Source organism: Variovorax sp. DAIF25 (genome assembly GCF_050711835.1).
In the GTDB taxonomy this organism is placed as follows: Bacteria; Pseudomonadota; Gammaproteobacteria; order Burkholderiales; family Burkholderiaceae_C; genus Variovorax.
On the sequence record NZ_CP136637.1, the window covers coordinates 1,312,442 to 1,337,984 of the forward strand.

The 25,543-nt window shown below is 71.2% G+C and carries 20 protein-coding genes; 7 read left to right on the plus strand and 13 right to left on the minus strand.

The annotated features are described in order from the left end of the window. Positions 1-13 precede the first annotated feature (13 nt). The 13 genes from R0232_RS40280 to R0232_RS40340 all read right to left on the minus strand — a co-directional run bounded on the left by R0232_RS40280 (position 14) and on the right by R0232_RS40340 (position 12,460). Positions 14-1,165, minus strand: a complete 1,152-nt coding sequence (locus tag R0232_RS40280; RefSeq protein ID WP_431513027.1) for a helix-turn-helix transcriptional regulator — start codon at positions 1,163-1,165, stop codon at positions 14-16. 32 nt (positions 1,166-1,197) lie between these two features. After that, positions 1,198-1,413, minus strand: coding sequence for a hypothetical protein (locus R0232_RS40285; RefSeq protein ID WP_431513028.1), 216 nt, complete (start codon positions 1,411-1,413; stop codon positions 1,198-1,200). A gap of 191 nt (positions 1,414-1,604) precedes the next feature. Next, positions 1,605-2,108, minus strand: coding sequence for a gamma-glutamylcyclotransferase family protein (locus R0232_RS40290; RefSeq protein WP_431513029.1), 504 nt, complete (start codon positions 2,106-2,108; stop codon positions 1,605-1,607). A gap of 51 nt (positions 2,109-2,159) precedes the next feature. Beyond that, positions 2,160-3,362 (minus strand): amidase, encoded by a 1,203-nt coding sequence (locus R0232_RS40295; protein WP_431513030.1) that lies wholly within the window; start codon positions 3,360-3,362, stop codon positions 2,160-2,162. After that, positions 3,362-3,985 carry an ANTAR domain-containing response regulator gene (locus R0232_RS40300; protein ID WP_208512485.1) on the minus strand — a complete coding sequence of 208 codons (624 nt, stop codon included), beginning with the start codon at positions 3,983-3,985 and terminating at the stop codon, positions 3,362-3,364. The genes R0232_RS40295 and R0232_RS40300 overlap by 1 nt, the downstream gene beginning before the upstream one ends. Continuing rightward, on the minus strand, positions 3,985-5,103 hold the full coding sequence (locus R0232_RS40305; RefSeq protein WP_431513031.1) for a transporter substrate-binding domain-containing protein: 1,119 nt from the start codon (positions 5,101-5,103) through the stop codon (positions 3,985-3,987). Before R0232_RS40305 ends, R0232_RS40300 begins: the two co-directional genes overlap by 1 nt. Beyond that, positions 5,093-6,529, minus strand: coding sequence for an amidase (locus tag R0232_RS40310; protein WP_431513032.1), 1,437 nt, complete (start codon positions 6,527-6,529; stop codon positions 5,093-5,095). Before R0232_RS40310 ends, R0232_RS40305 begins: the two co-directional genes overlap by 11 nt. Beyond that, complete coding sequence (locus R0232_RS40315) at positions 6,516-6,731, minus strand: hypothetical protein (RefSeq protein WP_431513033.1); 216 nt, start codon at positions 6,729-6,731, stop codon at positions 6,516-6,518. The genes R0232_RS40310 and R0232_RS40315 overlap by 14 nt, the downstream gene beginning before the upstream one ends. A gap of 2 nt (positions 6,732-6,733) precedes the next feature. After that, a complete protein-coding gene (locus R0232_RS40320; protein ID WP_431513034.1) occupies positions 6,734-7,744 on the minus strand; it encodes an alpha/beta fold hydrolase in 1,011 nt (336 codons plus the stop codon). Positions 7,745-7,787: 43 nt separating this feature from the next. Continuing rightward, positions 7,788-8,483 (minus strand): ABC transporter ATP-binding protein, encoded by a 696-nt coding sequence (locus R0232_RS40325; RefSeq protein WP_431513035.1) that lies wholly within the window; start codon positions 8,481-8,483, stop codon positions 7,788-7,790. Continuing rightward, a complete protein-coding gene (locus tag R0232_RS40330; RefSeq protein WP_431513036.1) occupies positions 8,467-10,320 on the minus strand; it encodes an ABC transporter permease subunit in 1,854 nt (617 codons plus the stop codon). Before R0232_RS40330 ends, R0232_RS40325 begins: the two co-directional genes overlap by 17 nt. Before the next feature lie 13 nt (positions 10,321-10,333). Next, positions 10,334-11,200 carry a branched-chain amino acid ABC transporter permease gene (locus R0232_RS40335; protein ID WP_057591005.1) on the minus strand — a complete coding sequence of 289 codons (867 nt, stop codon included), beginning with the start codon at positions 11,198-11,200 and terminating at the stop codon, positions 10,334-10,336. Positions 11,201-11,212: 12 nt separating this feature from the next. Beyond that, positions 11,213-12,460, minus strand: a complete 1,248-nt coding sequence (locus tag R0232_RS40340) for an urea ABC transporter substrate-binding protein (RefSeq protein WP_431513037.1) — start codon at positions 12,458-12,460, stop codon at positions 11,213-11,215. A gap of 386 nt (positions 12,461-12,846) precedes the next feature. On the opposite strand from R0232_RS40340, the gene R0232_RS40345 reads away from it, so the two are divergent. From R0232_RS40345 to R0232_RS40375, 7 genes are all read left to right on the plus strand, one after another. After that, on the plus strand, positions 12,847-13,542 hold the full coding sequence (locus tag R0232_RS40345; protein ID WP_208512473.1) for a TetR/AcrR family transcriptional regulator: 696 nt from the start codon (positions 12,847-12,849) through the stop codon (positions 13,540-13,542). A gap of 39 nt (positions 13,543-13,581) precedes the next feature. Beyond that, positions 13,582-14,088 carry a hypothetical protein gene (locus R0232_RS40350; RefSeq protein ID WP_431513038.1) on the plus strand — a complete coding sequence of 169 codons (507 nt, stop codon included), beginning with the start codon at positions 13,582-13,584 and terminating at the stop codon, positions 14,086-14,088. Between the two features lie 82 nt (positions 14,089-14,170). Continuing rightward, positions 14,171-14,830: a hypothetical protein gene (locus tag R0232_RS40355; RefSeq protein ID WP_431513039.1), complete on the plus strand. Its 660-nt coding sequence runs from the start codon at positions 14,171-14,173 to the stop codon at positions 14,828-14,830. A 555-nt stretch (positions 14,831-15,385) separates the two neighbouring features. Then, entirely contained in the window at positions 15,386-22,819 is a 7,434-nt protein-coding gene (locus R0232_RS40360; RefSeq protein ID WP_431513040.1) for an amino acid adenylation domain-containing protein, read from the plus strand. Positions 22,820-22,829: 10 nt separating this feature from the next. Beyond that, a complete protein-coding gene (locus R0232_RS40365; protein ID WP_431513041.1) occupies positions 22,830-24,143 on the plus strand; it encodes a glycosyltransferase in 1,314 nt (437 codons plus the stop codon). Positions 24,144-24,179: 36 nt separating this feature from the next. Next, positions 24,180-24,380, plus strand: a complete 201-nt coding sequence (locus tag R0232_RS40370; RefSeq protein ID WP_057591017.1) for an MbtH family protein — start codon at positions 24,180-24,182, stop codon at positions 24,378-24,380. Positions 24,381-24,705: 325 nt separating this feature from the next. Next, positions 24,706-25,491 (plus strand): alpha/beta hydrolase, encoded by a 786-nt coding sequence (locus tag R0232_RS40375; RefSeq protein WP_431513042.1) that lies wholly within the window; start codon positions 24,706-24,708, stop codon positions 25,489-25,491. Positions 25,492-25,543 lie beyond the last annotated feature (52 nt).

Consider the following 25,543-nt stretch of genomic DNA (forward strand, 5'->3'; position numbering starts at 1 on the left):
ATCGCCCCCTGCTTCAACGTCCCGACGGCGCCAACGGCCCCAGCAACCGGATCAACTCGCTCTGCCGCCGCACGCCCGTCTTGTCGAAGATGTTGCGCAGATGGGTGCGCACGGTGTTGATCGAGATGCCGCAGCGCTCGGCGACCTGGGCCGGCCGCGCGCCTTCCGACAGCTGCACGACCAGCTGCAGCTCCGAGGGCGTGAGCCGGTACTGCAGCGCGAGCGCCTCGAGGCGGCGATCGCTGGCCTCGCGCTCGGGCGGCTCCTCGACCATCAGCAGCGCCACCGCATGCGGCCAGGCGAGGCGGCAGGCGTTGCCCTCGTCCAGCGGCACCAGCCGCGCGATGGCCGGCGCGCTCGGCCGCGCGGTTTCGGGTGTCCACAGCACGTGGGTCTGGATCAGGCCGCGCGCCACCTCGCGCAGCGAGGCCTCCACCGCTTCCGGTCCCAGCTGGCCCAGGCGCGCCAGCTTGCCGTTGCGGATGCCGATCCAGTCGCTGCGCGACAGCAGGGCCGCGGCCGCGACGTTGGCATGCAGGATCGCGCCCGTGGCGGCCAGCACCACGAGCGGCTTGGGCACCACGTCGAAGGCGTCGGCGGTGGCCTTCTCGACCGGCGTGGAGCGCACCAGCGACCAGTGCGCGTGCAGCGCGAGCTGCAGCGGCTTGTGCGCCGCCTCGAAGGCGCGCTTGTCCTGGTAGCTGAACTCCTCGAGCCCGGGCCGGCGATAGAGACCGATCGCCGTGAGCGGCGCCTGCGCAGGCCGGCTGCCGTCGTCGACGATCATCGCCAGCAATCCATGCACGCCGGTCGGCGCCGCGAACTCGTGGTAGTAGTCCATGCGCTCCAGCTCGCTCCATTCGCAGAGTTCGCGGCCGATGCCGCATTCGCCGGTGCGCACGCAGATCTGCTTGCTCTCGGCGCCCGCGAACCACGGATCCCTCTGTGACCAATAGTCGATGTAGTCGGGCACCGTGTGCTTGGGCAGCCCGATGTCGACGAACAGCGGCTTGCCGGCCGGCGCGCCGCGCGGCGTGTGGATGGCCGCGGCGGTGGCGCCGAAGCGTTCGCACAGCGCCTCGAGCATCGTCTCCCAGCGCGAGGCATCGGTGGCCGCCGCGCAGGCGGCGGCGATGGCGGGGTTCAGGCCGGCGTCCCAGGTCATGGCTTGTCGCGAAGGTGTTCTCGGCAAAGCGTTCAGCGCCCGCCCTCGTCGGTGAAGACCTGAACCACGCCCTTGCCCGATGCGTCGATGTACGCGCGGTCGACGCCGTTGTTCCCTCGCCAGCGGTACTGCAACACGCCTGCGATACCGTCGCAGGTGCACGCGGCATGGGCAGCGATGGCCATCGCAGGCGAGCGGGGCCGGCACGCCGCGACGCCAATACGGGAACGCTGGAATGCACGCGCCATGGTGGGAAGCTCCTCGTCGTAGATCCTGGTATCCGGGTTCGCCCCTCCGAGCGCCCTGAAGCCAGTGTTCTTGAATACGAAGGCACTCACATCATGCAAATGGATGAGAGGCGTGGGCCGGCAGGCCCGGCATGGCTCTACCGGATACGGTGGTGCGCCGTGGCGCTGCCATCGCCGAAGGCCGCCGTGGCTCAGCGCGTGGCGGAGCGCGCGCTGTAGAGCCCGGCGTGCTCCATCGTGTATTCGGTCAGCGGGCCCAGCCTCGCCTGCGCCCCATCGAATTGCTCGGGCGGCTTGACATAGGCGTGGACGATCCTTGGCTGGCCGGATGCCTCGCCAACGCCTTCGACGGCTATCGGCACACGCCGATAGCCGTCCGCCTCGCCGACCCTCTCGAGCAGGTCCATGGCCGCCAGTGCCGCATCGTCGACCTCGAACAATTGGCCGACGACGCGCTCCCCTTCGCCGGGCAGGAAGACCAGCCAGGGCGAGAAGCGCTCGCCCACCAGGTACAGCGGATAGCGCTCCCGCGTGACGAAGTCGCCGGGGATGCGGCGGCCGCGGTTGGTGGCGAAGTTGGGGTAGCCCTCTTTCAGGGTGCCGAAGACGAAGACGAGGTGGGGCATGCGAGGTGCAAATTCGCCGCGCTTCATCTCCGCGATCGACTGGAGCAGATCCTTCTCGAACTGCTCCATCTCCTTATCCCTGGTCCTTGGCATCGATGGCCTCCTTCAGCCGAATGTAGATCAAGCCCTCGCCGTCTTGTTCCCATCGTCGGATGCGATCCGCCCCGCCAACGCCAGCAGATCCCGATCCCTCCCCCGCCCCGCGATCAGCCCCAGCCCCACGGGCAGGCCATCGACCAACCCCAGCGGCAGGCTGAGCTGCGGCAAGCCGCACAGCCCCGCGATGCAGGTATGGGCCAGCACGCGCATGCGGGTCTGCGCATCGGGCTGCGTCGAAGCGCCCAGCAGCGGCGCCACGTCGGGCGCGGTCGGCAGGCACAGCACGCCGTCGTGCGCGAGCAGGTCGTCGATCCTCGCGCGCAGCGCGTCGGCCTCGCGTTGTGCGGCATCGACCTCCCGGGCCGTAACCTGCGACGCGGCGCGCAGCCGCGCCGCGATCTCGGGCGCCATCGACGGCCGCGTGCGCTCGAACCATTCGCCATGCGTGCGCCAGACCTCGGCGCTCTGCAGCACGCGGTAGGCCTGTGCCGCAGCGGCCAGCGCCAAGCCTTGCGCGGGCGCATCGAAGGCCAGGCCCAGCGCCGCCAGGCGATGAAGCGCGGGACGAAGCGCTGCGGCCACGCCCGGCGCGGCATCGTCGAAGGCATCGGCGATCGGCACGATGCGCCGCAGTGGTCGTATCTCGCCCGGCGGCAACAGCACCGCGCCCACGCGCTCGAGCACCGCCGCGGTCGCAGCGAACCAGCCGACCGTGTCGAAGGCCGGCGCCAGCGGCGTCACGCCGCGCGCATCGATCGCGCCATGCGTGGGCCGCAGGCCGTACAGGCCGCAGTAGCTGGCCGGGATGCGCACCGAGCCCGAGGTGTCGGTGCCCAGCGCGAAGTCGACGCAACCACCGGCCACGGCAGAGGCCGAGCCGCTCGATGAACCGCCGGGCACGCGGCCGGGCGCGCGCGGGTTCAGCGGCGTGCCGTAGTGCAGGTTCTCGCCCGCGAGCGAGAAGGCGAGTTCGTCGCTGAGCGTTCGCCCTTGCAACCGCGCGCCGGCCCCGAGCAGGCGCGCGACCGCGGGCGCATCGGCCGTGGCCGGCGCATGCGTGCGCAGCCAGTCGGGATTGCCCGAGCGCGTGACGTGCCCCGCGAGGTCGAACACCTCCTTGGCGGCGAAGCTGAGGCCGCTCAACGGGCCATCGCTGCACGGATCGCGCGCGAACGAAGGATCGAGCCCGAAGCGTTCCGGACTCTCGACGGAGGCGCGGACCATCACTCGGCCGGGTCCGAAGCGCCGCGATCGGGCGGCAGCCCGTAGATCGCTTCCGCATGCACGATCGACTCGGCCATCGACGACACCGGCAACTGCTTGCGCATGGCCTCGCGCCGGATGATGGCGTAGGCCTCGTCCTCGGAGATGCCCTGGCGCGTGGCGAGGATCTTCATCGCGCGCTCGACGATGCGGCGCGTGCGCAGCGTTTCGTCGAGCTTGGCGATGCGGTTGAGCAGCCGCTCCTCGTAGCGGAACAGCATGCGTGCGACGTACAGCGTGGCGAGCACGCCGAAGGGACGGATCGGCTTGGGCAGCACGCCGTGCACGTTGGCGGCCGCCGCGGCCTCGAGCACGGCCGGGTTCTCGTAGGCCAGCAGCGCGATCAGCACCGCGTGCGAGGAACCGGCCAGCCAGGGATGCGAGGCATCGCGCTCCGACTGGATGCTGAAGAACACGGCCTCGGTGCCCTCGGGCAGGTGGTTCGGCTCGGGCCACAGCGCGGTGACGCGGCAGCCGAAGCGGCGCAGCTGCTCGCACAGCACGCGGGCGTCCTCGTCGTCGGGATGGATGACGGCGACCCGGATGTCACGCAGGGAGCGCAGCTGGATCGGATCGGGCGTCATCAGAGGATCTTCCGTTCGTAGGCGACGAGGTAGGGATCGGGGCGGACGATGGAGGCATCCTCCCACAGCAGGTCGAAACCGCCATCCTCGCGCGAGCGCCCGATGCGGGCCTTGAGCGCGGTGTGGTTGGTGTCGGCGTCGATCTCGACCTCGCCCTGGGCCGAAGCATGGCGCGTGCCACCGAGGCTGCGCACGATGCGGTCGGGGTCGGGCGCGCCCTCGCGCGGCACGGCGCGTGCGAACAGGTGCACCTGCAGGTAGCCGGCCTCGGCATACATGTTGGGCCGGCGGCCGGCGCCGTAGCGCTTCTCGTAGAGCGCGGTGAAGCGCGCGCTGGCCGGGCTCTCGATGCCCGCGAAATAGGGCGCGACCGTGAGATGCCCCGCGCGCGCGGCCGGGCTCAGTGCAGCGATCTCGGCCTCGCTCGCGGTGAGGCTCGCGATCGGGTGCCCGGCCGAGGTGGCGCCGATGGCATGGCAGGCGGCATAGAGCCGCGCGGTGTCGGCGCCCACCACGGTGCTGAGCACCACGTCGGGCCGCGCGGCGGCGATGCGCTCGGCCACCTCGGCGAAGGCGCTGTCGGGCGTGCCCATGGGCAGGTAGGTCTCGCCCGCGACGCTGCCCGCGCTCTCGAGCAGGAACTCCTTCGCGATGCGCGAGATCTCGCGCGCGAACACGTACTCGGAACCGACCAGGAAGAAGCGCCGCCCGTGGTGCGCGAACAGGTACTTGATCAGCGGCACGATGGTCTGCGCGGGCGTGGGCCCGGTGTAGATCACGTTGGGCGAATACTCGAAGCCCTCGTACACCGAGGGATAGAACAGCACCGCGCCGTGGCGCTCGACCACCGGCAGCACGGCCTTGCGGCTGGCCGACGAGCAGCAGCCGAAGATCACCGGCACCTGGTGGTGCAGCACCATGCGGCGCGCGATGTCGCGGTAGCTCGCGGGATCGGGGCCCGGGTCCTCGATGATCGGCACGATGGGCCGGCCCGCGACGCCGCCGCCCGAGTTGATCTCGTCGATGGCGACCAGCGTGCCGCTCAGCAGCGCCTGCTCGGTCACGGCCATGTTGCCGGTCTGGGCGAACAGCACGCCCACGCCGATCTCATCGGACATGCGTGCCCTCCTCACGGCCCGTCGCCGTCGCATGGCCGGGCCGCAGGGCATGCCAGGCGGTGTCGTCCTGGAAGGCCGCGGCCAGCCCGAGCAACGCGAACTCGCCACCGGGGTGGCCGATCAGCGTGAGGCCCACCGGCAGGCCCGTGTCGCCGAAGCCGCAGGGCAGGCTCACCGCCGGCAGGCCGGTGAAGTTGGCGAGGCAGGGCATGGCGGTCATGGCGTCCTGGACGGTGGTCGTGCGGCCGGCGAATTCGATGCGCGATTCTGCCAAGGGCGGTGCGGTCACGGGCAGCGTCGGCAGCGCGAGCGCGTCGAGCCCCGCCATGTCGCGTGCGAACGCGGCGCAGAAGGCGCCACGGAACTGCTGCGCCGCGAGGTAGTCGACGGCCGACACGCTCTCGCCCGCATGCAGCAGCGCGCGCACGTCGGGGGCATAGCGATGCGCCCGCTCGTGCATCAGCGGACGGTGGAAGGTGCTGGCCTCGGCGTACATGATGGCCTTCCAGGCCGCGAACACCGCCGCCATGCCGCGCACCGGCACGGGCACGAGTTCGCTGCCGCGCTGGCCGAAGACCTCGAGCGCCGCCTCGAAGGCCCGGCCCACGTCGGACGCGGTCTCGAAGCCATCGCCCGCCAGCATGCCGATGCGCAGCCTGGCGCGACCGCGCGCCTCGCGGAACTGCGCGGCATGGCGCGACGAATCGCCGACCGAGCCGGGCAGCATCGCATCGAGCCCCAGCCACAGGTCCTCGGCGCTGCGCGCCATCGGCCCGGCGGCATCGAAGCTCCAGGCCAGCGGCAGCACGCCCTCGCCTTCGACGCGGCCGGTGCCCGGCTTGATGCCCGAGATGCCGCAGGCCGCGGCGGGAATGCGGATCGAGCCGCCGGTGTCGGTGCCGATGGCCAGCGGCAGCAGCCCGTCGGCCACGCAGGCGGCCGAGCCGCCGCTGGAGCCGCCGGTGATCGCGCGCGGATCCCAGGGATTGCGCGTGGGGCCATGGTGCGACCCCTTGTTGGTCGCGCCGTAGGCCCACTCGTGCATGTTGGTCTTGGCCACCACGATGGCGCCGGCCCGGCGCAGCCGCGCGACCAGCGGTGCCTCGCCCTGCAGCGGCGCGTCGGCCAGCACGGCCGAGGCCGCGCTGCTGCCGAGGCCGGCGGTGAGCACGTTGTCCTTCACCGCGATCGGCACGCCATGCAGCGGCCCCACGGACAGGCCGCGTGCCAGCGCACGGTCGGCCTCGCGCGCCTGGGCCAGCGCGCCTTCGCGGTCGACGGCCACGAAGGCGTTGGTGCGCGCGGCGCGGCGTTCGATGTCGGCCAGCCGGCGTTCGGCGAGTTCGACCGCGCCGAGCTCGCCGCGGCGGATCAGCGCGGCCAATTGCGCCACGCCCGCGCCGTCGATGGTCTCAGCGATGGACATGATCGGTCTCCGTCGACGGTGGAACGAGCGCGAACCAGGCACGCCCGGGCATGTCGCGCAGGCCCGTGCGCAGGTCCTCGAGGATCGCCGCGACCTCGCCGCACAGCACAGGGTCGAGCGCCGCGAGGCCCGCGGCGCGGCGATGCGCGGCCACGCTGTCGGCGTTCCATGGCGCCGCGATCTTGGTGGGAAGGTCTGCCATGGTCATGCCGCCAGCAGTTCGCGCAGCGCGTTGTCGATGAACGCGTTGTCGGGTTCGTGCAGGCCCTTGCCCGCCAGGTGGCCCCAGTCGGAAGGCAGCACGCGCAGCTCGGCGTTGGGCATGTGCGCGACCTCGAAGGCCGAATCCTCGGGCGGAAAGTAGAGATCGCTCGACGAGGGCATGACGATGGCGCGCGCCTTGATCGCCGACAGCGCCGCGACGAAGTCACCCCGGTAGACCGGGTTGTCGGCGATGTCGCCGTGCTGCCCGGTCCACAGCGACGCGATCAGGTTGTTGGCGTCCTTCGACAGCAGCCAGCCTTCCCAGAACTCGATCAGGAAGTCCTCGAGCGAGGCGAAGCCCAGTGCCTCGATGTCGAGCCGGTCGCGCAGGAACTTCTGCGAGAAGCCCCAGCCCGCGTACACCCGGCCGGCAGCGCGCAGGCCGCGCTCGGGCTGGCGCTCGTAGAAGCCCTCGCGCCACTCGGCGTCGGCCTGCAGCGCGGCCTTCACGCCCGCGAAGAAGACCTGGAAGTGGCGCGACGCGCGCGCCGCGCCCTGGAACGGCAGCAGCCGCTGCACCATGTCCGGGTACAGCGCGGCCCAATGGAACGCATGCACCGCGCCCAGCGACCAGCCCGTGACCAGCCGCAAGGTGTCGATGCCCAGGTGCTCGGTCACCAGCCGGTGCTGCTGCACCACGTTGTCGTAGACGGTCACGTCGGGGAAGCGGCCGCGGTCGTTGGGCGCGGGCTGGTTGCTCGGCGAGCTCGAGACGCCGTTGCCGAAGGAGTTCGGCACGACGATGAAGTACTCCGACGGATCGAGCGCCTTGCCGGGCCCGATCAGCCATTCGTTGTCGGCGTGCGTGCTCGCGAACCAGGTCGGGTAGACGATGGCGTTGTCGCGCTTCGCGTTGAGCTTGCCGTAGGTCTTGTAGGCCAGCTTCGCGTTGCGCAGCATGCGGCCCGATTGCAGGGCGATGTCGCCCGCCTCGAATATCTCGTGGTCCATGGTGTTCGTTCCTCTCTTTGGATGTGTGCGTGGATGTGGGGGCTCAGACGCCGAGCAGGTCCTGCAAGAGAGCGCGGTCGCCCTCTAGCTCGGACTTGCGCGTCTCGCGCACGATGCGGCCCTGGTCCATGACGTAGGCGCGTTCGGCGATCGAGAGGCAGAAGTTCAGGTCCTGCTCGGCGACCAGCACCGACAGGCCGTCGCGGCGCAGCCGCAGCAGCACCTCGGCGATCTCGTCGACGATCGAGGGCTGCACGCCCTCGGTCGGCTCGTCGAGCAGCAGCAGCCTGGGTCGCGTGGCCAGCGCGCGCGCCATCGCGAGGATCTGCTGCTGGCCGCCGCTGAGCCGGCCCGCGAGGTCGTTGGCCTTGGGCACCAGCGCCGGGAAGTCGGCGAAGGCGCGCGCGATCGCCTCGGCGCGCGGATGGCCGCAGGCCACGGCCGCCAGCGCGATGTTCTCGCTGACCGACAGCCGCGGGAACACGAAGCGCCCCTGCGGCACGTAGCCCAGGCCGCAGCGCGCGCGATCGTCGGTGCGCTCGGGCAGCGGCCGGCCGTCTAGGCTCGCGTTGCCGCCCATGGGCGTGGCCTGGCCGACCAGCAGGCGCATCAGCGTGGACTTGCCCACGCCGTTGCGGCCCAGCAGCGCGACGATCTCGCCGCGCCCCACGCGCAGGCTGGCGCGCTCGACGATCGATGTCTTGCCGTAGCCGCCGCTGATCTCAATGGCTTCGAACATGCTGCTGTCTCCCGAGATAGATGTCCAGGATGCGTTCGTCCTGGCGCAGGGTGTCGAGGTCGCCCTGGGCGAAGACCTCGCCGCGGTGCAGGACGGTCACTTCGGCGTCGAGCGTGCGCACGAAGGCCATGTCGTGCTCGACCACCACCACGGCCGCCGTCTCGGCCAGCACGCGCACCAGCTGCGAGAGCTCGCGGCGCTCGTCGCCGGTCATGCCCGCGGCCGGCTCGTCGAGCAGCACCACCGAGGGCTGCAGGCACAGCACCATGCCGAGGTCCAGCCATTGCTGCTCGCCATGCGAGAGGTCGGCCGCATCGCGCTCGGCCAGCGCCTCGAGGCCGAGCGCGCGCAGCGTGCGCTCGCTGAGCCGGTCGGCCACCACGGCATCGCGGTCGCGGCTGTAGGCGGCGATCCAGAGGTTGGTGCGCACGCTCAGTTCGCCGAACACCTGCGCCACCTGCATCTTGATGCCCACGCCGGCCTGCACGCGGCGGTACGGCATCCAGCGCGTGACGGGGCGCCCGTCGAGCACGATCTCGCCCGCGTCGAGCAGGTGCGTGCCCGTGAGGCAGCGCAGCAGCGAGCTCTTGCCCGCGCCGTTCGGCCCGATCAGGCAGCGCACGCGGCCCGGCGCGAAGCGCTGGGTGACGCGGTTGACGGGCACCACGCCGCCGAAGCGCTTGACCCCGTCGCGGATCTCGAGCACCGGCGCCGGCACGGCCGCGCCCTCGCGCAGGCCGCGCACCAGGTCCACGTCCATCGCGGTCTTGGCCTGGCGCGCCTTGCCCTGCGCGCCGCCCGGCCCGCGCAGCGCCCACAACCGGCCGAGACCGCCGAGCAGCCCGCCGCGCAGGAACAGCACGAGCAGGATCAGCGCCACGCCCATGATCAGCGTGGTCTGCCCGCCGACCACGCCGCCGCCCAGCCAGTACGACAGCCCGCCGACCGCCACCGCGCCCACGAACGGACCGGCCAGCGTGCCGAGCCCGCCGACCAGCACGTAGATCGGCACCAGCAGCGCCTGCTGCGCGCTGAACAGCGAGGGGTTGAGGTAGTTGGCCCAGGCACCGTAGAGCGCGCCGGCCAGGCCCGCGATGCCGCCGGCCAGCGTGAACACCACGAGCTGGCAGCGCCGCACGTCGTAGCCCAGCAGCTCGGTCTTGGGACCGTCGAGGCGCACGCAGTCGACCACCGTGCCGAAGGGCGAGCGCAGCAACGCGCGCACGCCCAGCAGCACCAGCGCCGAGACCGCCAGCACGCAGGCGAAGGTGCCCTGCGGCCCGAGCCCCTGCGCGTCGGCGCCGAAGCCCAGCACGATGCCCGGGATGTTCGACAGGCCGTTGTCGCCGCCCACCACCGCGTCGCCGAAGCGCGCCGAGAACGAGATGCTGCCGGTCCACAGCAGCAGGGTGACGGTGTAGGTCAGGATGGTGGCCTGCAGCGCGCCGAGGCGGCCGTGGAACAGCAGCCAGCCGACCGCGCCGGCGGCCGCCGCGCCCACGATCGCGCCGACCGGCAGCGACCACACCAGCGTGTTGCCGGTGACGCTCGCGAGGTTGATCGCCGCCACGCTGCCGGCGTAGCCGCCGAGGCCGAAGAAGGCCGTCTGCCCGAGGCTCAGCATGCCGCCGCGGCCCCACACCATGTCCAGGCTCAGGCCCAGCAGGCCGAAGATCAGCCAGGAGCTCGCGAGGTAGGCGAGGTACTCGTCGACGAAGAAGGCGCCGGCGCCCAGCACGACGGTGCCGGCGACGGTGGCCAGCCACCAGGGTGCCGCACGGCGCTTCGTGGCCGGGGTCGTGGCCACGGGTGCGGCCAGGGTTCTGCTCATGTTCATGCGTGGCCTCCGTTCAGAGCTTCAGGCGCCAGCGCTCGGAGATGCCCTGCGGCCAGGCGCGCAGGGCCACGAGCGTGATCACGAAGAAAACCACGTCGCCCGCGACGGTGGACCAGACGCTGGCCACCGCGCTCGCGGCCGAGCCCAGGATGCCGCCCGCGGCGATGGTGCCCGCGAGCGTGACCGGGCCCGCCACCACCACCGCCAGGAAGGCCTTGATGCCGAAGGCGAAGCCCATGCTGGGCGTGGCCGGCACGGCCGGCACCAGGATCGCGCCGGCCAGGCCCGCGAGGCCGCAGCCCAAAGCGAAGGTGAGGTTGTTGATGCGCACCGTGCGCACGCCCATCGCGGCCGCGGTGGCCGGGTCCTGGATCGCGGCGCGCGCCATCAGGCCGTAGTTGGTGCGCGTGAGCAGCGCATACACGGCCGCGATCAGCACCGCCGCCACCACGATCAGGAACAGCAGGTAGCTGGAGATCGTGTAGTCGCCGATGCGCACGTTCGACGCCGGCATGCCGATGCCCGGCGTGACCGTGCCGAACAGCAGCACCGCGCTCTGGTAGAGCGCGAGGCTCAGGCCCCACATGGCCAGCAGCGTGTCGAAGGGCCGGCCGTGCAGGCGCCGCACGATCAGCCATTCGACCAGCGCGCCGAAGGCCGCGGCCGCCAGCGCGGCCAGCGCCACCGCGAGCGGAAAGGGCACGCCGGCGCGCACCGCGGTCAGCGCCGCATAGGCGCCGAACATGATGAATTCGCCGTGCGCGAGGTTCACCACGCCCATCAGCCCGAACACCACGGCCAGGCCGAGCGTCGCGATCAGCAGCACCGAGCCGCTGGCGACCGACGAGAGCACGCCGGTCAGCAATTGATCCCATGCCATCGGGGGCCTCGCTCAGTTCGACGCGCCGGGCGTGAAGTGCTGCGCCGTCTGCGGCTTGGCGACCAGGTCGCAGACCTGGTCCTCGAACTTCGGCGCCACCGAGGCATAGGTCTCGACGATGTCGAAGCTCTGCGTCTTCGTGCCCACGCCGATGTAGATGTTCTGGCGCACGTGGTGCGACTTCGGCTGCATCGACACCGGACCGGCCGGCGAGTCGAAGGCCACGCCCTCGCCCTCCTCGAAGGCCTGGATCACCTTCGCGGGCTCGGCCGACTTCGCCTTGTTCGCGGCCTTGGCCCACAGGTGCACCGCGTTGTAGACGTCGACCGCGACCGCGGTCACCGGCTCCTTGTTGCCGTAGGCCTTCTCCCAGGAGGCCTTGAAAGCCTTGTTGCGCGGAGTGTCGAGCCAGGCGAAGTATTCGAGCGCCGCCACGATGCCCTCGCCGGCCTGCGGCGACACCACCACCTGCTGGTTGCCGCCGCCGTAGTTGGTCGACACCACGCCCACGCGGCTCTTCAGGCCCGCGGCCGCCATCTGCTCGAGGAAGCCGGTCTGGTTCGCGCCCACCGGCAGCGCGACCACGAAGTCGGGTTTGGCCTGCTGGATCTTGTTGATGGTGGGCGAGTAGTCGGTCAGCGTGAGCGGCAGGAAGTCGGCGCCGACCACCTCGCCGCCGAACTCCTTGGCGTAGAGGCGCACCCACTGCGCCGAGATGGTGCCGAAGTTGTAGTCGGGCGCCATGATGTAGACCTTGGGCCCGTACTTCTTGATCGCCCACTTCACGAGCACGCTGAGCTGCTGCGAGGCCGTGGCGCCCGTCACGAAAGTCTGCCGGTCGCAGGCGCCGCCCTCGTAGAGCGAGGAATAGAAGTAAGGGATCTTCGAGCGCCGCACGATCGGGCGGATCGCCTCGCGGCTCGAGCTCGTGAGGCCCGCGAACAGCGCCTGCACCTTGTCCTTGAGGATCAGCGTGGTCGTGTACTGCGTGTACTTGGCGTCCTCCGACTGCGCGTCGGCCTCGGCCACCTCGACCCTGGCGCCGGCCACGCCGCCCGCCGCGTTGATCTCGTCGACCGCGAGCCGCAGCGCCCGGCTCTGCTGGATGCCGTAGATGTTGAGGCCGCCGGTCTTGTCGAAGATGGCGCCGATGCGCACGGGCTCGCCGGCGGCAAAGGCGTGGGTGCCGAAGGCGGCGAGGCCCGCGGCGAGGAAGAGTCCGGCAAGCCGCGCGAAGGGACGCGAAGAAGGGGTGTGCATGGTGGCTGTCTCCTGGGGTGTCTGAATGGATCGACGTGCCCGGGACGCCATGCCGATGCAGGCGCCGGCACGCGCGCATGGGCAGGCCATGCGAAGCGCGCGCAAGCGCGTCGGCAATGCGGTGCGACCGCGGACACGAGGGGGACGGCAGAACTGCCGAGGGGAGAACCAGCGAAGCTGCCGGTTGCGCCGCGAGGGCGCCGAGGAAATCCGGCAAAGCTGCCGGAGAAGGGAACGGCGCGCAGGTTAACGCAGCGTGAGTGCAGGTGTCAACGGGATGACACCCGAGGCCGCGCTGCGCTTCCACTGCGAGGGCGAAGGCGCTCCGAGGCGGTCGAGGGTATCCGCTGATGCAGATGGATTAATCAACTTGCATTATTCCGCCCGTGCCCGCCCTCGCCCGCCGAACTTCCAAGCCCGCCGCCCCCGCGCCGCATGCCGACGCCCCCGGCGACAGCACGCATGCGCGCCTGCTCGCCGAGGCCATGAAGCTGATGGCGCGCGAAGGCATGAATGCGGTCTCGCTGCGGCGCATCGTGGTGGCGGCCGGCGCGAACAACGCCTCCGCGCTGCACTACCACTTCGGCAGCCGCGAGGGACTGGTGGGCGAGATCACCGCGATGCTGCAGCAATGGCTGGAGCCGCGTTCGTGCGCGGGCCTGGAGGCGCTGCGCGCGCGGCCGCATGGCGTGCGCGACATCATGGAGGCCGCCTTCGGTCCGATGATCGAGATGCTGCAGACACCGGGCTTCGGCCGCGACGCGGTGAGCTTCATCGGCCGGCTCGGCTGGGACTTCGGCGAGGCCGGCCAGCGGCTGTCCGCGAAGCTGCACCGCAGGCTGCTGGGCCTCGCGGTCGAGCTGCTCGAGGCACGGTTGCCCGGCACGCCGCGCGAGACGATCCAGTACCGGCTCATCCTCAGCATGAACGTCGTGTACTACGGCATCTCCTACCGCAGCTACCTCAAGCGCTCGCCCTTCGGCGTGATGCCGATGTCGGAGCGCGGCAACGAGGCGCGCGAGCGGCGCGAGTTCATGGACTACCTGGAGGCCGGCGTGCGCAACGTGCCCGGCGCCGGCTGAGCCGTGTCGCACGTTGCATCCGGAAGCAGCAGCATGTCGATGACCTTTCCCATGCCCACCTTCGGCGCGCCGCCATCGCCCGCGCTCGCGAAGACCAGGCGCCCGGCCGTCCCGCGGCAACTGGCGCTGCAGTTGCGCGGCAGCTACGAGAAGCTGCGCGAGCGCCGCTGCGCCTGCGCGCGTGGCGAGGCGCTGATCTTTCACTGCCAGCAGCAGATCCTCGAATACGAAGCCGATCCGGGACAGTTCGCGCGGACCTACTTCGCGGGCAGTGCGTCGAATGCATTCCCGGTGCTCGCGAGCCTCCGGCGCGCGCGTGAAACCCTGGCGCGCTACCTGGGCGAGATCGACGACCTCCAGGCGGAACTGGCCGCGGCGGAAGCCGAGTGCGCGCGCACCGAGCAGGTGGTCATGGCGCGGCTCGCGGCCCTCGGCGCGCCGCGGCCGAACTGGTGCCGCTGGCCCGAAGAACCGCATGCGCTCGAGAAGATGCGCAAGAGCCATCTGAGCCACTATCGGCTGCGGCCGCAGCCCGCGCTCTCTTAGCCCCAGGTCGGCGCAGGGCGCGCCGGGCATCGTCGCGCTTCCATAATCCCTGCCTTTCCCCGCACCGGATCCCATCGCCCCCATGAGCGCCGCCGACTTCCTCCTGTCCCCCTCCGTCCAGAAGCTCCTGCAGGTGCTCTACGGGAACCCCGAGGAACCCTTCACCACGAACGAACTGGCCCAGAAGACGAAGCTCGACGCGGCCGAGGTCGAAGGCACGCTCGCGCACCTCGTCGGCAGCGGCATGCTGTCGCGGCAGGCCGCGAAGGAGGAACTGCCCGAGACCGTCATGCTCGACCGCGGCTTCGTCTTCTACCGCGAGCTGCGCCGCATCGCGCTGAAGTCCTTCGCGGCGGCCGAGCCGGTGCGCGCGATGCTGCGCACCAAGTTCAAGGACTCGGTGGTGCGCGCCTTCGTGCTCGGCGAGGACAGGAACGGCATCGTGGAGGTGCTCGTCGTGCATGGCGCCGTGACACCCGACGAGGCGGCGATGACCGCCGCCTGCCAGAAGCTGTCGAAGGCCATCCATCGCCATCTGCAGGTGCACGTGATCTCGAGCGCGCGCTTCGACCGCCTGACGCCGCGCGATGCGCTGGCCATGAAGCTCGCGGCCGACACGGCCTTCGAGATCATCGCGCCGGGCGATACCAAGGCGCGCCTGAAACCCGAGCGCGCCGGGCTGCTGCACAGCGCGAAGAAGACGCTGGCGGCGCTGTCCCGGTCGGCACGCGGCGGCGCCTGATCGACCTCGCCGCGAGCCCCGGTCCGGCGCGTTGGAGCGACGCGAATTAGGCGCCATTTAATTACGCCGAAAGTCCTCGCCACACTTTTCTATTACCCACGGAATTCCGTGGGAATTAGGCAGTTTTTATTCAGGCAATACGCCGCTCGGCATCTCCAACATATTTGCCATACCCCTGCTGACCGTATTGAAGTTGCTGCGACGCAACAAACTTTTTCCTCCTGCTTCTCCCTCTGAAAGTAAGCCGAACCGCCTCGAAAATGAGGCTTTCTGGGTGCAGTGCGAAAAACCCCAGGAAACCTTTCTTGCTCAATTGAGAGCGTGAAATATTGCCGCACCCGAAACTGCCATCGAAGTGACTGCAACCGCTTGTACATTTGGTTTTGAAATGTCAACGGAATGTCAATTCGACCCGCTGCGGACGTGCGAGAAGGCAGCTTCTGGCAATTCGCTTCGCGCCTGCAATGCCCCGTTGGCAACCCCATGTCCAACTTGGAGCAGCGCATGCAAGGCAGTGGTCCCCTGAGCAGTTCGGCGCCTCTCACCTCGGGTCAGATGGCGATGTGGCTGGGCGCGAAGTTCGCGTCGCCCGACACCAATTTCAACCTCGCGGAAGCCATCGACATCGACGGCCCGATCGATCCCGCCGTCTTCCTCGCGGCCATGCGCCGCATCACCGAGGAAGTCGAGGCCACGCGGCTCAACTTCGTCGACGCGGGCCAGGGGCCGCGCCAGGTGGTGGCCAACACCTTCGAGGGCGAGATCCCCTACCTCGACCTCAGCGCCGAGGCCGATCCCGCGGCGCGGGCCGAGCGCTGGATGCGCGCGGACTTCGAACGCAACATCGACCTCGCGCACGGCCAGCTGTGGCTGTCGGCGCTGATCCGCCTCGCGCCGGATCGCCACGTCTGGTACCACCGCAGCCACCACATCGTGCTCGACGGCTTCGGCGGCGGGCTGATCGCGCGGCGCTTCGCCGACATCTACAGCGCGATGGCCGAAGGCGCCGCCGAGGTGCCCGAGGCCTCGCGCCTGGCGCCGCTGTCGCAGCTGGCCGAGGAAGACCGCGCCTACCGCGAGTCGGGCCGCTTCCCGCGCGACCGCCAGTACTGGACCGAGCGCTTCGCCGACGCGCCCGATCCGCTGAGCCTCGCAGCGCAGCGCTCGGTCAACATCGGCGGCCTGCTGCGCCAGACGGTGCATCTGCCCGCGGCCAGCGTGCAGGCGCTGCAGCAGATCGCGCAGGAGCTCGGCACCACGCTGCCGCAGATCCTGATCGCCACCACCGCGGCCTACCTCTATCGCGCCACCGGCATCGAGGACATGGCGATCGGCATCCCGGTCACCGCGCGCCACAACGAGCGCATGCGGCGCGTGCCCGCGATGGTGGCCAATGCGGTGCCGCTGCGGCTCGCGATGCGCGCCGACCTGCCGATCCCCGAACTGATCCGCGAAGTGGGCCGCCAGATGCGGCAGGTGCTGCGCCACCAGTCGTACCGCTACGAGCACCTGCGCAGCGACCTCAACATGCTGGTCAACAACCGGCAGCTGTTCACCACCGTGGTCAACGTCGAGCCCTTCGACTACGACTTCCGTTTCGCCGGCCATGCGGCGCGGCCGCGCAACCTCTCGAACGGCACGGCCGAGGACCTGGGCATCTTCCTCTACGAGCGCGGCAACGGGCAGGACCTGCAGATCGACTTCGACGCCAATCCCGCGGTGCACACCGCGCAGGGGCTGGCCGATCACCAGCGCCGGCTGATCGCCTTCATCGATGCCGTGATCCGGCAACCGCAGCAGGCCGTCGGCCATGTCGACCTGCTCGGTGCCGAGGAGCGCCGGCAGTTGTTGTTCAGCTGGAACGACACCGCGCACGCCGTGCCCGACACGCACCTGGTCGCGCTGATCGAGGCCCAGCTCGCCGAGCGGCCCGAGGCCGTCGCGCTGCGCTTCGAGGGCGAAGCGATGTCCAACGCCGAACTGAACCGCCGTGCCAACCGCCTCGCGCAATTGCTGCGTGCACGCGGCGCGGGCCCCGAGCGCACGGTGGCGCTCGCGATCCCGCGTTCGATGGAACTGATGGTGGCGCTGCTCGCCACCTTGAAGACCGGCGCGGCCTACCTGCCGGTCGATCCCGATTTCCCGGCCGATCGCATCGCCTTCATGCTCGGCGACGCTGCTCCCGTGTGCCTGGTCACCACCGAGGCGCTCGCGCAGGTGCTGCCCGCCGACGCTCCGCGCCTGTTGATCGATGGGGCGCAAACGATTGCCGATCTGGCGAATTGCGACGAGGCCAACTTCCCGGTCGCGATCGATCCCGCGCACCCGGCCTACGTCATCTACACCTCGGGCTCGACCGGCCGGCCCAAGGGCGCGGTGGTGTCGCACCGCGCCATCGTCAACCGCCTGCAGTGGATGCAGGCGCGCTACGGCCTCGCGGCCGACGACCGCGTGCTGCAGAAGACGCCCTCGAGCTTCGACGTATCGGTGTGGGAGTTCTTCTGGCCGCTGATCGACGGCGCCACGCTGGTGCTCGCCCGGCCCGGCGGCCACAAGGACGCGGCCTATCTCGCGGGCCTGATCGCCGACGAAGGCATCACGACGCTGCATTTCGTGCCCTCGATGCTCGAGGTCTTCCTGCGCGAGCCCGCGGCCGCCGGCTGCACCAGCCTGCGCCGCGTGATCTGCAGCGGCGAGGCGCTGTCGCCCGCGCTGCAGGCGCAATGCCACGAGCGCCTGGGCGCCGAGCTGCACAACCTCTACGGCCCGACCGAGGCCGCGGTCGACGTCACCGCATGGGAATGCGAACGCGGCGAGGCCGCGCCGAAGAGCGTGCCGATCGGCCGGCCGATCTGGAACACGCAGATGTACGTGCTCGACAGCGGCCTGCAGCCGGTGCCGGCCGGCGTGGCGGGCGAGCTGTACATCGCGGGCACGGGCCTGGCGCGCGGCTACCTGGGCCGGCCGCTGCTCAGTGCCGAGCGCTTCGTCGCCAATCCGCATGGCGCGCCCGGCAGCCGCATGTACCGCACCGGCGACCTCGCGAGCTGGCGCACCGACGGCAGCCTGGACTACCTGGGCCGCGCCGACCAGCAGGTGAAGATCCGCGGCCTGCGCATCGAGCCCGGCGAGATCGAGGCGGTGCTGCTCCAGCATCCGCAGATCGCACAGGCCGCGGTGGTGGCGCGCGAGGACGCTCCCGGCGAGAAGCGCCTGGTGGCCTATCTCGTGCCGGCCGAGGCCGCCGATCCGCAGACGGCCGAGCTGCGCACGCACCTCGCGCAGGCGCTGCCCGACTACATGGTGCCCTCGGCCTTCGTGAGCCTGCCCGCGCTGCCGCTGGGACCGAGCGGCAAGCTCGACCGCAAGGCGCTGCCGCCGCCCGAGGTGCAGGCCGCCACGCCCTATGCCGCGCCGCGCACGCCCACCGAGAAGATCCTGGCCGGCCTCTGGGCCGAGACCCTGCACCTGCAGCGCGTGGGCATCCACGACAACTTCTTCGAGCTCGGCGGCCACTCGCTGATGATCGTGCAGCTGGTCTCGATGATCCGCCAGCAGTTCATGATCGACCTGCCGCTGGACACGCTGTTCCAGGTCTCGACCATCGCCGGCCTCGCCGAGCTGCTCGACCAGGAATCGGTGGCGCGGCCCAGCCTGGTGCCGATGCCGCGCCCGGCGCGCATCCCGCTGTCCTTCGCGCAGCGCCGCCTGTGGCTGATGAACCAGCTCGAGGGCGCCAACCCGGCCTACAACATGCCGCTGGCGCTGCGCCTGTCGGGCGCGCTCGACCGCGCGGCCCTGCATGCGGCGCTCGACGACCTGGTGCAGCGCCACGAGAGCCTGCGCACCGTCTACCCGAACGAGGACGGGCTGCCGTGGCAGCAGGTGCTCGACGGCGCGCAGGCGCGGCCTGCGGTGCTCGAGGCCGACAGCAGCGAGGACGAGATCGCCGCGCAGTTGCACGCGGCCGCGGGCCATGCCTTCGACCTCGGCAGCACGGCGCCGCTGCGCGTCTCGCTGTTCAGACTGGCCGACGACGAGCACGTGCTGCTGCTGCTCACGCACCACATCGCCGGCGACGGTGCCTCGCTGCTGCCGCTGGCGCGCGACCTCAGCGTGGCCTACGCGGCGCGCTGCGAGGGCCGGGCACCGGGCTGGACGCCGCTGCCGCTGCAGTACGCCGACTACGCGCTGTGGCAGCAGGAACTGCTGGGCAGCGAGGACGATGCCGAGAGCATGGCCGGGCGCCAGCGCGCGTTCTGGCAGGCCACGCTGCAGGACCTGCCCGAGCAGCTCGCGCTGCCGGCCGACCATCCGCGCCCGCTGACGCCAAGCTACCGCGGCGACGTGGTGCCGCTGCAGATCGCGCCGCAGGTGCACGAGCGCATCCTGCAGCTGGCGCGCGACGGGCAGGCCAGCGTCTTCATGGTGCTGCAGGCCGCGCTCGCGGGGCTCTTGAGCCGGCTCGGTGCGGGCGACGACATCGTGATCGGCAGCCCGGTCGCGGGCCGCAGCGACCACGCGCTCGACGAGCTGATCGGCTGCTTCGTCAATACGCTGGTGCTGCGCACCGACACCTCGGGCCGGCCCAGCCTGCGCGAGCTGGTTTCGCGCGTGCGCGCCACCAACCTCGCGGCCTACGCCAACCAGGAGTTCCCGTACGACCGCCTGGTGGAGCTGCAGCGCAGCGGCGCCGGCCGCGCGCGCACCAACCAGCCGCTGTTCCAGGTGATGCTGGGCTTCCAGAACAGCAGCCGGCTGTCGTTCAGCCTGCCGGGCCTGTCGATCACGCCGCAGCCGGTGGAGATCGACACCGCGAAGTTCGACCTGTCCTTCATCCTCAGCGAGCAACGCGGCGCCGACGGCCTGCCGGGCGGCATCGGCGGCGGCATCCAGTACAGCAGCGACCTGTTCGAGCGCGCCACCGTCGAGGCCATGGCCGCGCGACTGGCGCGGCTGCTCGAGGAGGCCTGCGACGCGCCCGACGCGCCGATCGCCGAGCTCGCGATCCTGAGCGCCGAGGAACAGCACCGGCTGCTCGCGCAGTGGAGCGGCCAGCCGCGCGAACTCGCGCCGCGCTCGCTGGCCGCCATGGTGGCCGTGCATGCCGCCGAGCGTCCGCAAGCGGCGGCCGTGGTGCTCGACGACGCGACCGTCGGCTATGCCGAACTCGACGCGCGCGCCAACCGGCTCGCGCAGCTGCTGCGCGCCCGCGGCATCGCGCCCGGCACCATCGTCGCCACGGTGCTGCCGCGCTCGCTCGACCTGGTCGTGGCCCACCTGGCGATCGTCAAGGCCGGCGCCACCTACCTGCCGATCGATCCGAACCACATGGCGGCGCGCAGCGCCTTCGTGTTCCAGGAGGCCGCGCCCGCGGCGGTGCTCACGCACGAGGCGCTGCTGCCGCAGCTGGCCGACGTCGCCCATTGCATCGCGCTCGACGCCTCTGACGCGCTTGAAGCGATCGCGATCCAGTCCGAGGCCGCGCCCTCGGCGCCGCCCGCCGATCCGCGCGAGGCCGCCTATGTGATCTACACCTCGGGCTCCACCGGCCTGCCCAAGGGCGTGGTCGTGCCGCATGCGGGCCTGGCCAGCCTCGGCGCCGCCATGCAGGAGCGGCTGGCGATCACGCCCGACTCGCGCGTGCTGCAGTTCTCCTCCTGCGGCTTCGATGCCTCGGTGATGGACCAGCTCATGGCCTTCCACGCGGGCGCCGCGCTGGTGGTGCCGGGCGCGCAGCAACTGCTGGGCAGCGACCTCGCCGAGCTGCTCGAAGCCCGGGCCGTGAGCCACGCGCTGATTCCGCCGGCCGCGCTCTCGACCCTGCCGCCCGGCGAGTTCGCGGCGCTGCAGACGCTGGTGGTCGGCGGCGATGCCTGCTCGGCCGAGCTGGCCGCGCGCTGGGCGCCGGGTCGCCGCATGGTCAACGCCTACGGCCCGACCGAGATCACCATCTGCGCGAGCATGAGCGCGCCGATGGAAACCGGCCGCCAGCCCTCGATCGGCCAGCCGATCTGGAACACGCGCATGTACGTGCTCGACGAACTGCTGCAGCCGGTGCCGCCCGGCGTCGCGGGCGAGCTCTACATCGCGGGTGCCGGCGTGGCACGCGGCTACCTGAACCGCGCCGCGCTCAGCGCCGAGCGCTTCGTGGCCGATCCGCACGGCGCGCCCGGCAGCCGCATGTACCGCAGCGGCGACCTCGCGCGCTGGCGCGCCGATGGCAGCCTCGATTTCCTCGGCCGCGCCGACCAGCAGGTGAAGATCCGCGGCTACCGCATCGAGCCCGGCGAGATCGAGTCGGCGCTGCTGCAGCATCCGCAGGTGACGCAGGCCGCGGTGATCGCGCGCGAGGACACGCCCGGCGACAAGCGCCTGGTCGCCTACTTCGTCGCCGCCGCCGATCCGCAACCGACCGAGCTGCGCGCCCACATGGCGCGCGCCCTGCCCGACTACATGGTGCCCTCGGCCTTCGTGCACCTGCCCGCGCTGCCGCTCACGCCAAGCGGCAAGCTCGACCGCAAGGCGCTGCCCGAGCCCGAGCAGCAGGCCGCGGTGCAGTACGTCGCGCCGCGCACGCCCACCGAGGAACTGCTGGCCGGCCTGTGGCGCGAGACGCTGCGGCTGGAGCGCGTGGGCATCCACGACAACTTCTTCGAGATCGGCGGCCATTCGCTGATGGCGATCCAGCTCGGCATGCGCATCCGCCAGCAGGTACGCGCCGACTTCCCGCATGCCGAGGTCTACAACCGTCCCTCGATCGCCGAGCTCGCCGCCTGGATCGACGACAACGCGGGCACGACCGAGGCGCTCGACCTGTCGCGCGAGGTGGTGCTGCCCGCGCATGTTCAGGCGCAGGCGATCGCGCCCACGCTGGCACCGCGACGCGTGTTCCTCACCGGCGCCAGCGGCTTCGTCGGCAGCCACCTGCTGGCCGCGCTGCTGCGCGACACCGAAGCCCGCGTGGTCTGCCACGTGCGCGCCGCCGACGCCGAGGCCGGCGCGCTGCGACTGAAGCGCACGCTGGCCACGCGCCAGCTCGAATCGATCTGGGACGACGCGCGCATCGAGGTCGTCACGGGCGACCTCGGCAAGCCGCGCCTGGGCCTCGACGACGACGCGGTGCGGCTGGTGCGCGACGGCTGCGACGCGCTCTATCACTGCGCCGCGCAGGTCGACTTCCTGCATCCCTACGCCAGCCTCAAGCCGGCCAACGTCGACAGCGTGGTCACGCTGCTCGACTGGACCGCGCAGGGCTGCGCGAAGACGCTGCACTACGTCTCCACGCTGGCCGTGATCGACCAGGGCAACAGCCAGGAGGGCACGGTCACCGAGCGCTCGGCGCTCAGCTCGTGGCGCGGCCTGGTCGACGGCTACAGCCAGAGCAAGTGGGTCGGCGACGCGATCGCGCGCGAGGCGCAGGCACGCGGCATGCCGGTCGCGATCTACCGGCTGGGCGCGGTCACCGGCGACCACACGCATGCGATCTGCAACGCCGACGATCTGATCTGGCGCGTGGCCCATCTGTACGCCGACCTGGAAGCCATCCCCGACATGGACCTGCCGCTGAACCTCACGCCGGTGGACGACGTGGCGCGCGCCATCCTCGGCCTCGCGGCGCAGCGCGCCTCGTGGGGCCAGGTGTTCCACCTGATGGGCCAGGCGCCGCTGCGCGTGCGCGACATTCCGCCGGTGTTCGAGCGGCTGGGCATGCGCCTCGAGCCGGTGGGACTCGACCCCTGGCTCGAGCGCGCGCATGCGCGGCTCGCGGTGGGGCAGGACCGCGACCTCGCGGCGGTGCTCGCCATCCTCGACCGCTACGACACCTCGGCCACGCCGCCGCAGGTGTGCGGCGCGGCCACGCAGGCGCAGCTCGAGGCGATCGGCACGCCGATCCGCCCGGTCGACCGCGACCTGCTGCAGCGCTACTTCGTCGACCTCGGCATCCACACCAAGGCGCGCCGCGCCCTGGAAACCACCGCCTCCTAAGGAGCATCCCATGGCACGCTATCTCATCGCGGCAACCGCCCTGCCCGGCCACGTCCTGCCGATGCTGGCCATCGCCCAGCATCTCACGGGCCTCGGCCACGAGGTGCGGGTGCACACCGCGAGCCAGTTCAGGGCCCAGGCCGAGGCGACCGGCGCGAGCTTCACGCCCTTCGCGCGCGCCATCGACGGCGACTACCGCGACCTCGACGAACGCTTTCCCGAACGCCGCCGGCTGAACTCGCCGCATGCGCAGCTGTGCTTCGGCCTCAAGCATTTCTTCGCCGACGCGATCGAGGCGCAGCATGCGGGCCTGCGCGCGATCCTCGAGGACTTCGAGGCCGATGCCATCGTGGTCGACACCATGTTCTGCGGCACCTTCCCGCTGCTGCTGGGGCCGCGCGACGAGCGGCCCGCGGTGGTCGCGGTCGGCATCTCGGCGCTGCCGCTGTCGAGCTGCGACACCGCCTTCTTCGGCACCGCGCTGCCGCCGTCCTCCACGCCCGAGGGCCGCGCGCGCAACAAGACGATGAACGCCAACCTGCAGCAGGCGATGTTCGGCGACGTGCAGCGCCACTTCGACACCGTGCTGCGGCGCCTCGGCGCCGGCGCGCTGCCGGCCTTCTTCGTCGACGCCATGGTGCGCATGCCCGACCTCTACCTGCAGCTCACGGGCCCGTCCTTCGAATACCCGCGCAGCGACCTGCCGGCCTCGGTGCGCTTCGTCGGCCCGCTGCTCGCGCCGGCCAGCCGCGACTTCACGCCGCCCGACTGGTGGGACGAACTCGACGACGGCCGCTCGGTCGTGCTCGTCACGCAGGGCACGCTGGCCAACCAGAATCCCGCGCAGCTGATCGGCCCCACGCTGCAGGCACTGGCCGGCGATCCGAACTTGCTCGTGATCGCCACCACCGGCGGCCCGGTGCCGCCGGCCCTGTCGGCCAACGTGCCGGCCAATGCGCGCGTGCTTCCCTTCCTGCCCTACGACCGCCTGCTGCCCAAGCTGCATGCGATGGTCACCAACGGCGGCTACGGCTCGGTCAACCATGCGCTGAGCCTCGGCGTGCCGCTGGTGGTGGCCGGCAGCTCGGAGGAGAAGCCCGAGATCGCCGCGCGCGTGGCCTGGTCGGGCGTGGGCATCAACCTCGGTACCGCGCAGCCGGCGGCGCGCCAGGTCGGCGATGCGGTGCGCAAGCTGCTCGCCACGCCCAGCTACCGCGAACGCGCGAACGCCCTGCGCGAGGAGTTCGCGCGCCACCGCGCGCTGCACGGCATCGCGCAGGCGCTCGAGGCCCTGCCGCGCGTCGAATCCCTGGAAGCGGCCTGAGCGCCGGCCCCTTCGCACCCCATCGAAAGAACCGCCATGACCAATCCCTTCGACGACAAGAACGCCAGCTTCCAGGTGCTGGTCAACGACGAGGGCCAGCACTCGCTGTGGCCCGCCTTCATCGCCGTGCCCGCGGGCTGGCGCGTGGCCCTGCCCACCACCGACCGCGCCGCGTGCAGCGCCTACATCGAGGCGAACTGGCAGGACATGCGGCCGCTCTCGCTGGCGGGACGTTGAGCGCGTCCATCGCATCGGGCCCCCGGCCATGATCTTCCTGTTCCTGCGCAGCCGCAGTGCCGCCGCGGTCCACGTGCGGCGGCTGCGGGCCCTCGGCCTGGAGGCCGCGGGCCATCCGCCCTCCGACACGAAACACCGGGCCGAGAGACCGAGCTCCCGGAAGGCGGACGTCCCGAAGAAGCCGCGCTCCAGATGACATTTTTGTAATCGAAATGTGCGATCCAGGTCGATGGCCTGGCGCCACAGTCCGCTCCAGAGCAGTGCCGGTCGTCACTGCATGACCCCGCGGCGCCGCAGCCGGCGCCGCCAGAACCTGGAGCCTTCCATGCATCGCAGAACCCTCATGGGCCGCATCGCGGCCATCGCCCTCGCCGGTGTCTTCTCCGTGGCCGCCGCCAGTGCGCAAACGGCGCCTTCGGCGCCGGTCGCCGTCCACAACGTGGTGCTGGTGCACGGCCTCTATGCCGACGGCTCGAGCTGGGGCAAGGTGATTCCGCTGCTGCAGGCCCAGGGCCTGCACGTGACCTCGGTGCAGAACCCGCTGAGCGGTTTCCAGGACGACGTCGACGCGGTCAGGCGCGTGCTGGCGCAGCAGGACGGCCCCACGCTGCTGGTCGGCCATTCGTACGCCGGCATGGTGATCAGCGAGGCAGGCACCGACCCGCACGTGGCGGGCCTGGTCTACATCGCGGCGCGCGCGCCCGATGCCGGCGAGGACTACCCGGCTCTCACTCGCAAGTTCGCCGCCGCGCCCGCCGGTGCCGGCCTGCAGTGGGACACCAACGGCTGGGGTTCGCTGAGCCAGCCGGCCTTCGTGAAGGACTTCGCGGGCGACCTGCCGCCGGCCGAGGCACTGGCCTACTACGCGGTGCAGCAGCCGTTCGCGCGCGCCATCACCACCGCCAGGACCACCGTGGCCGCCTGGCACGACAAGCCGACCTGGTACGCCGTCTCGCGCCAGGACCGCACCATCGATCCCGAGCTGCAGCGCTTCATGGCCCAGCGCATGAAGGCCAGCACGGTCGAGCTCGACGCCAGCCACGTGTCGCTGCTGTCGCAGCCCCAGGCGGTGGCCGACCTGATCGTGAAGGCGGCGCAGGGCCGGCGCTGAGCGCGCGGCCCGGCGATAGACTGCGGAACCGCCGCGCCGGTCGAGCCGCCGG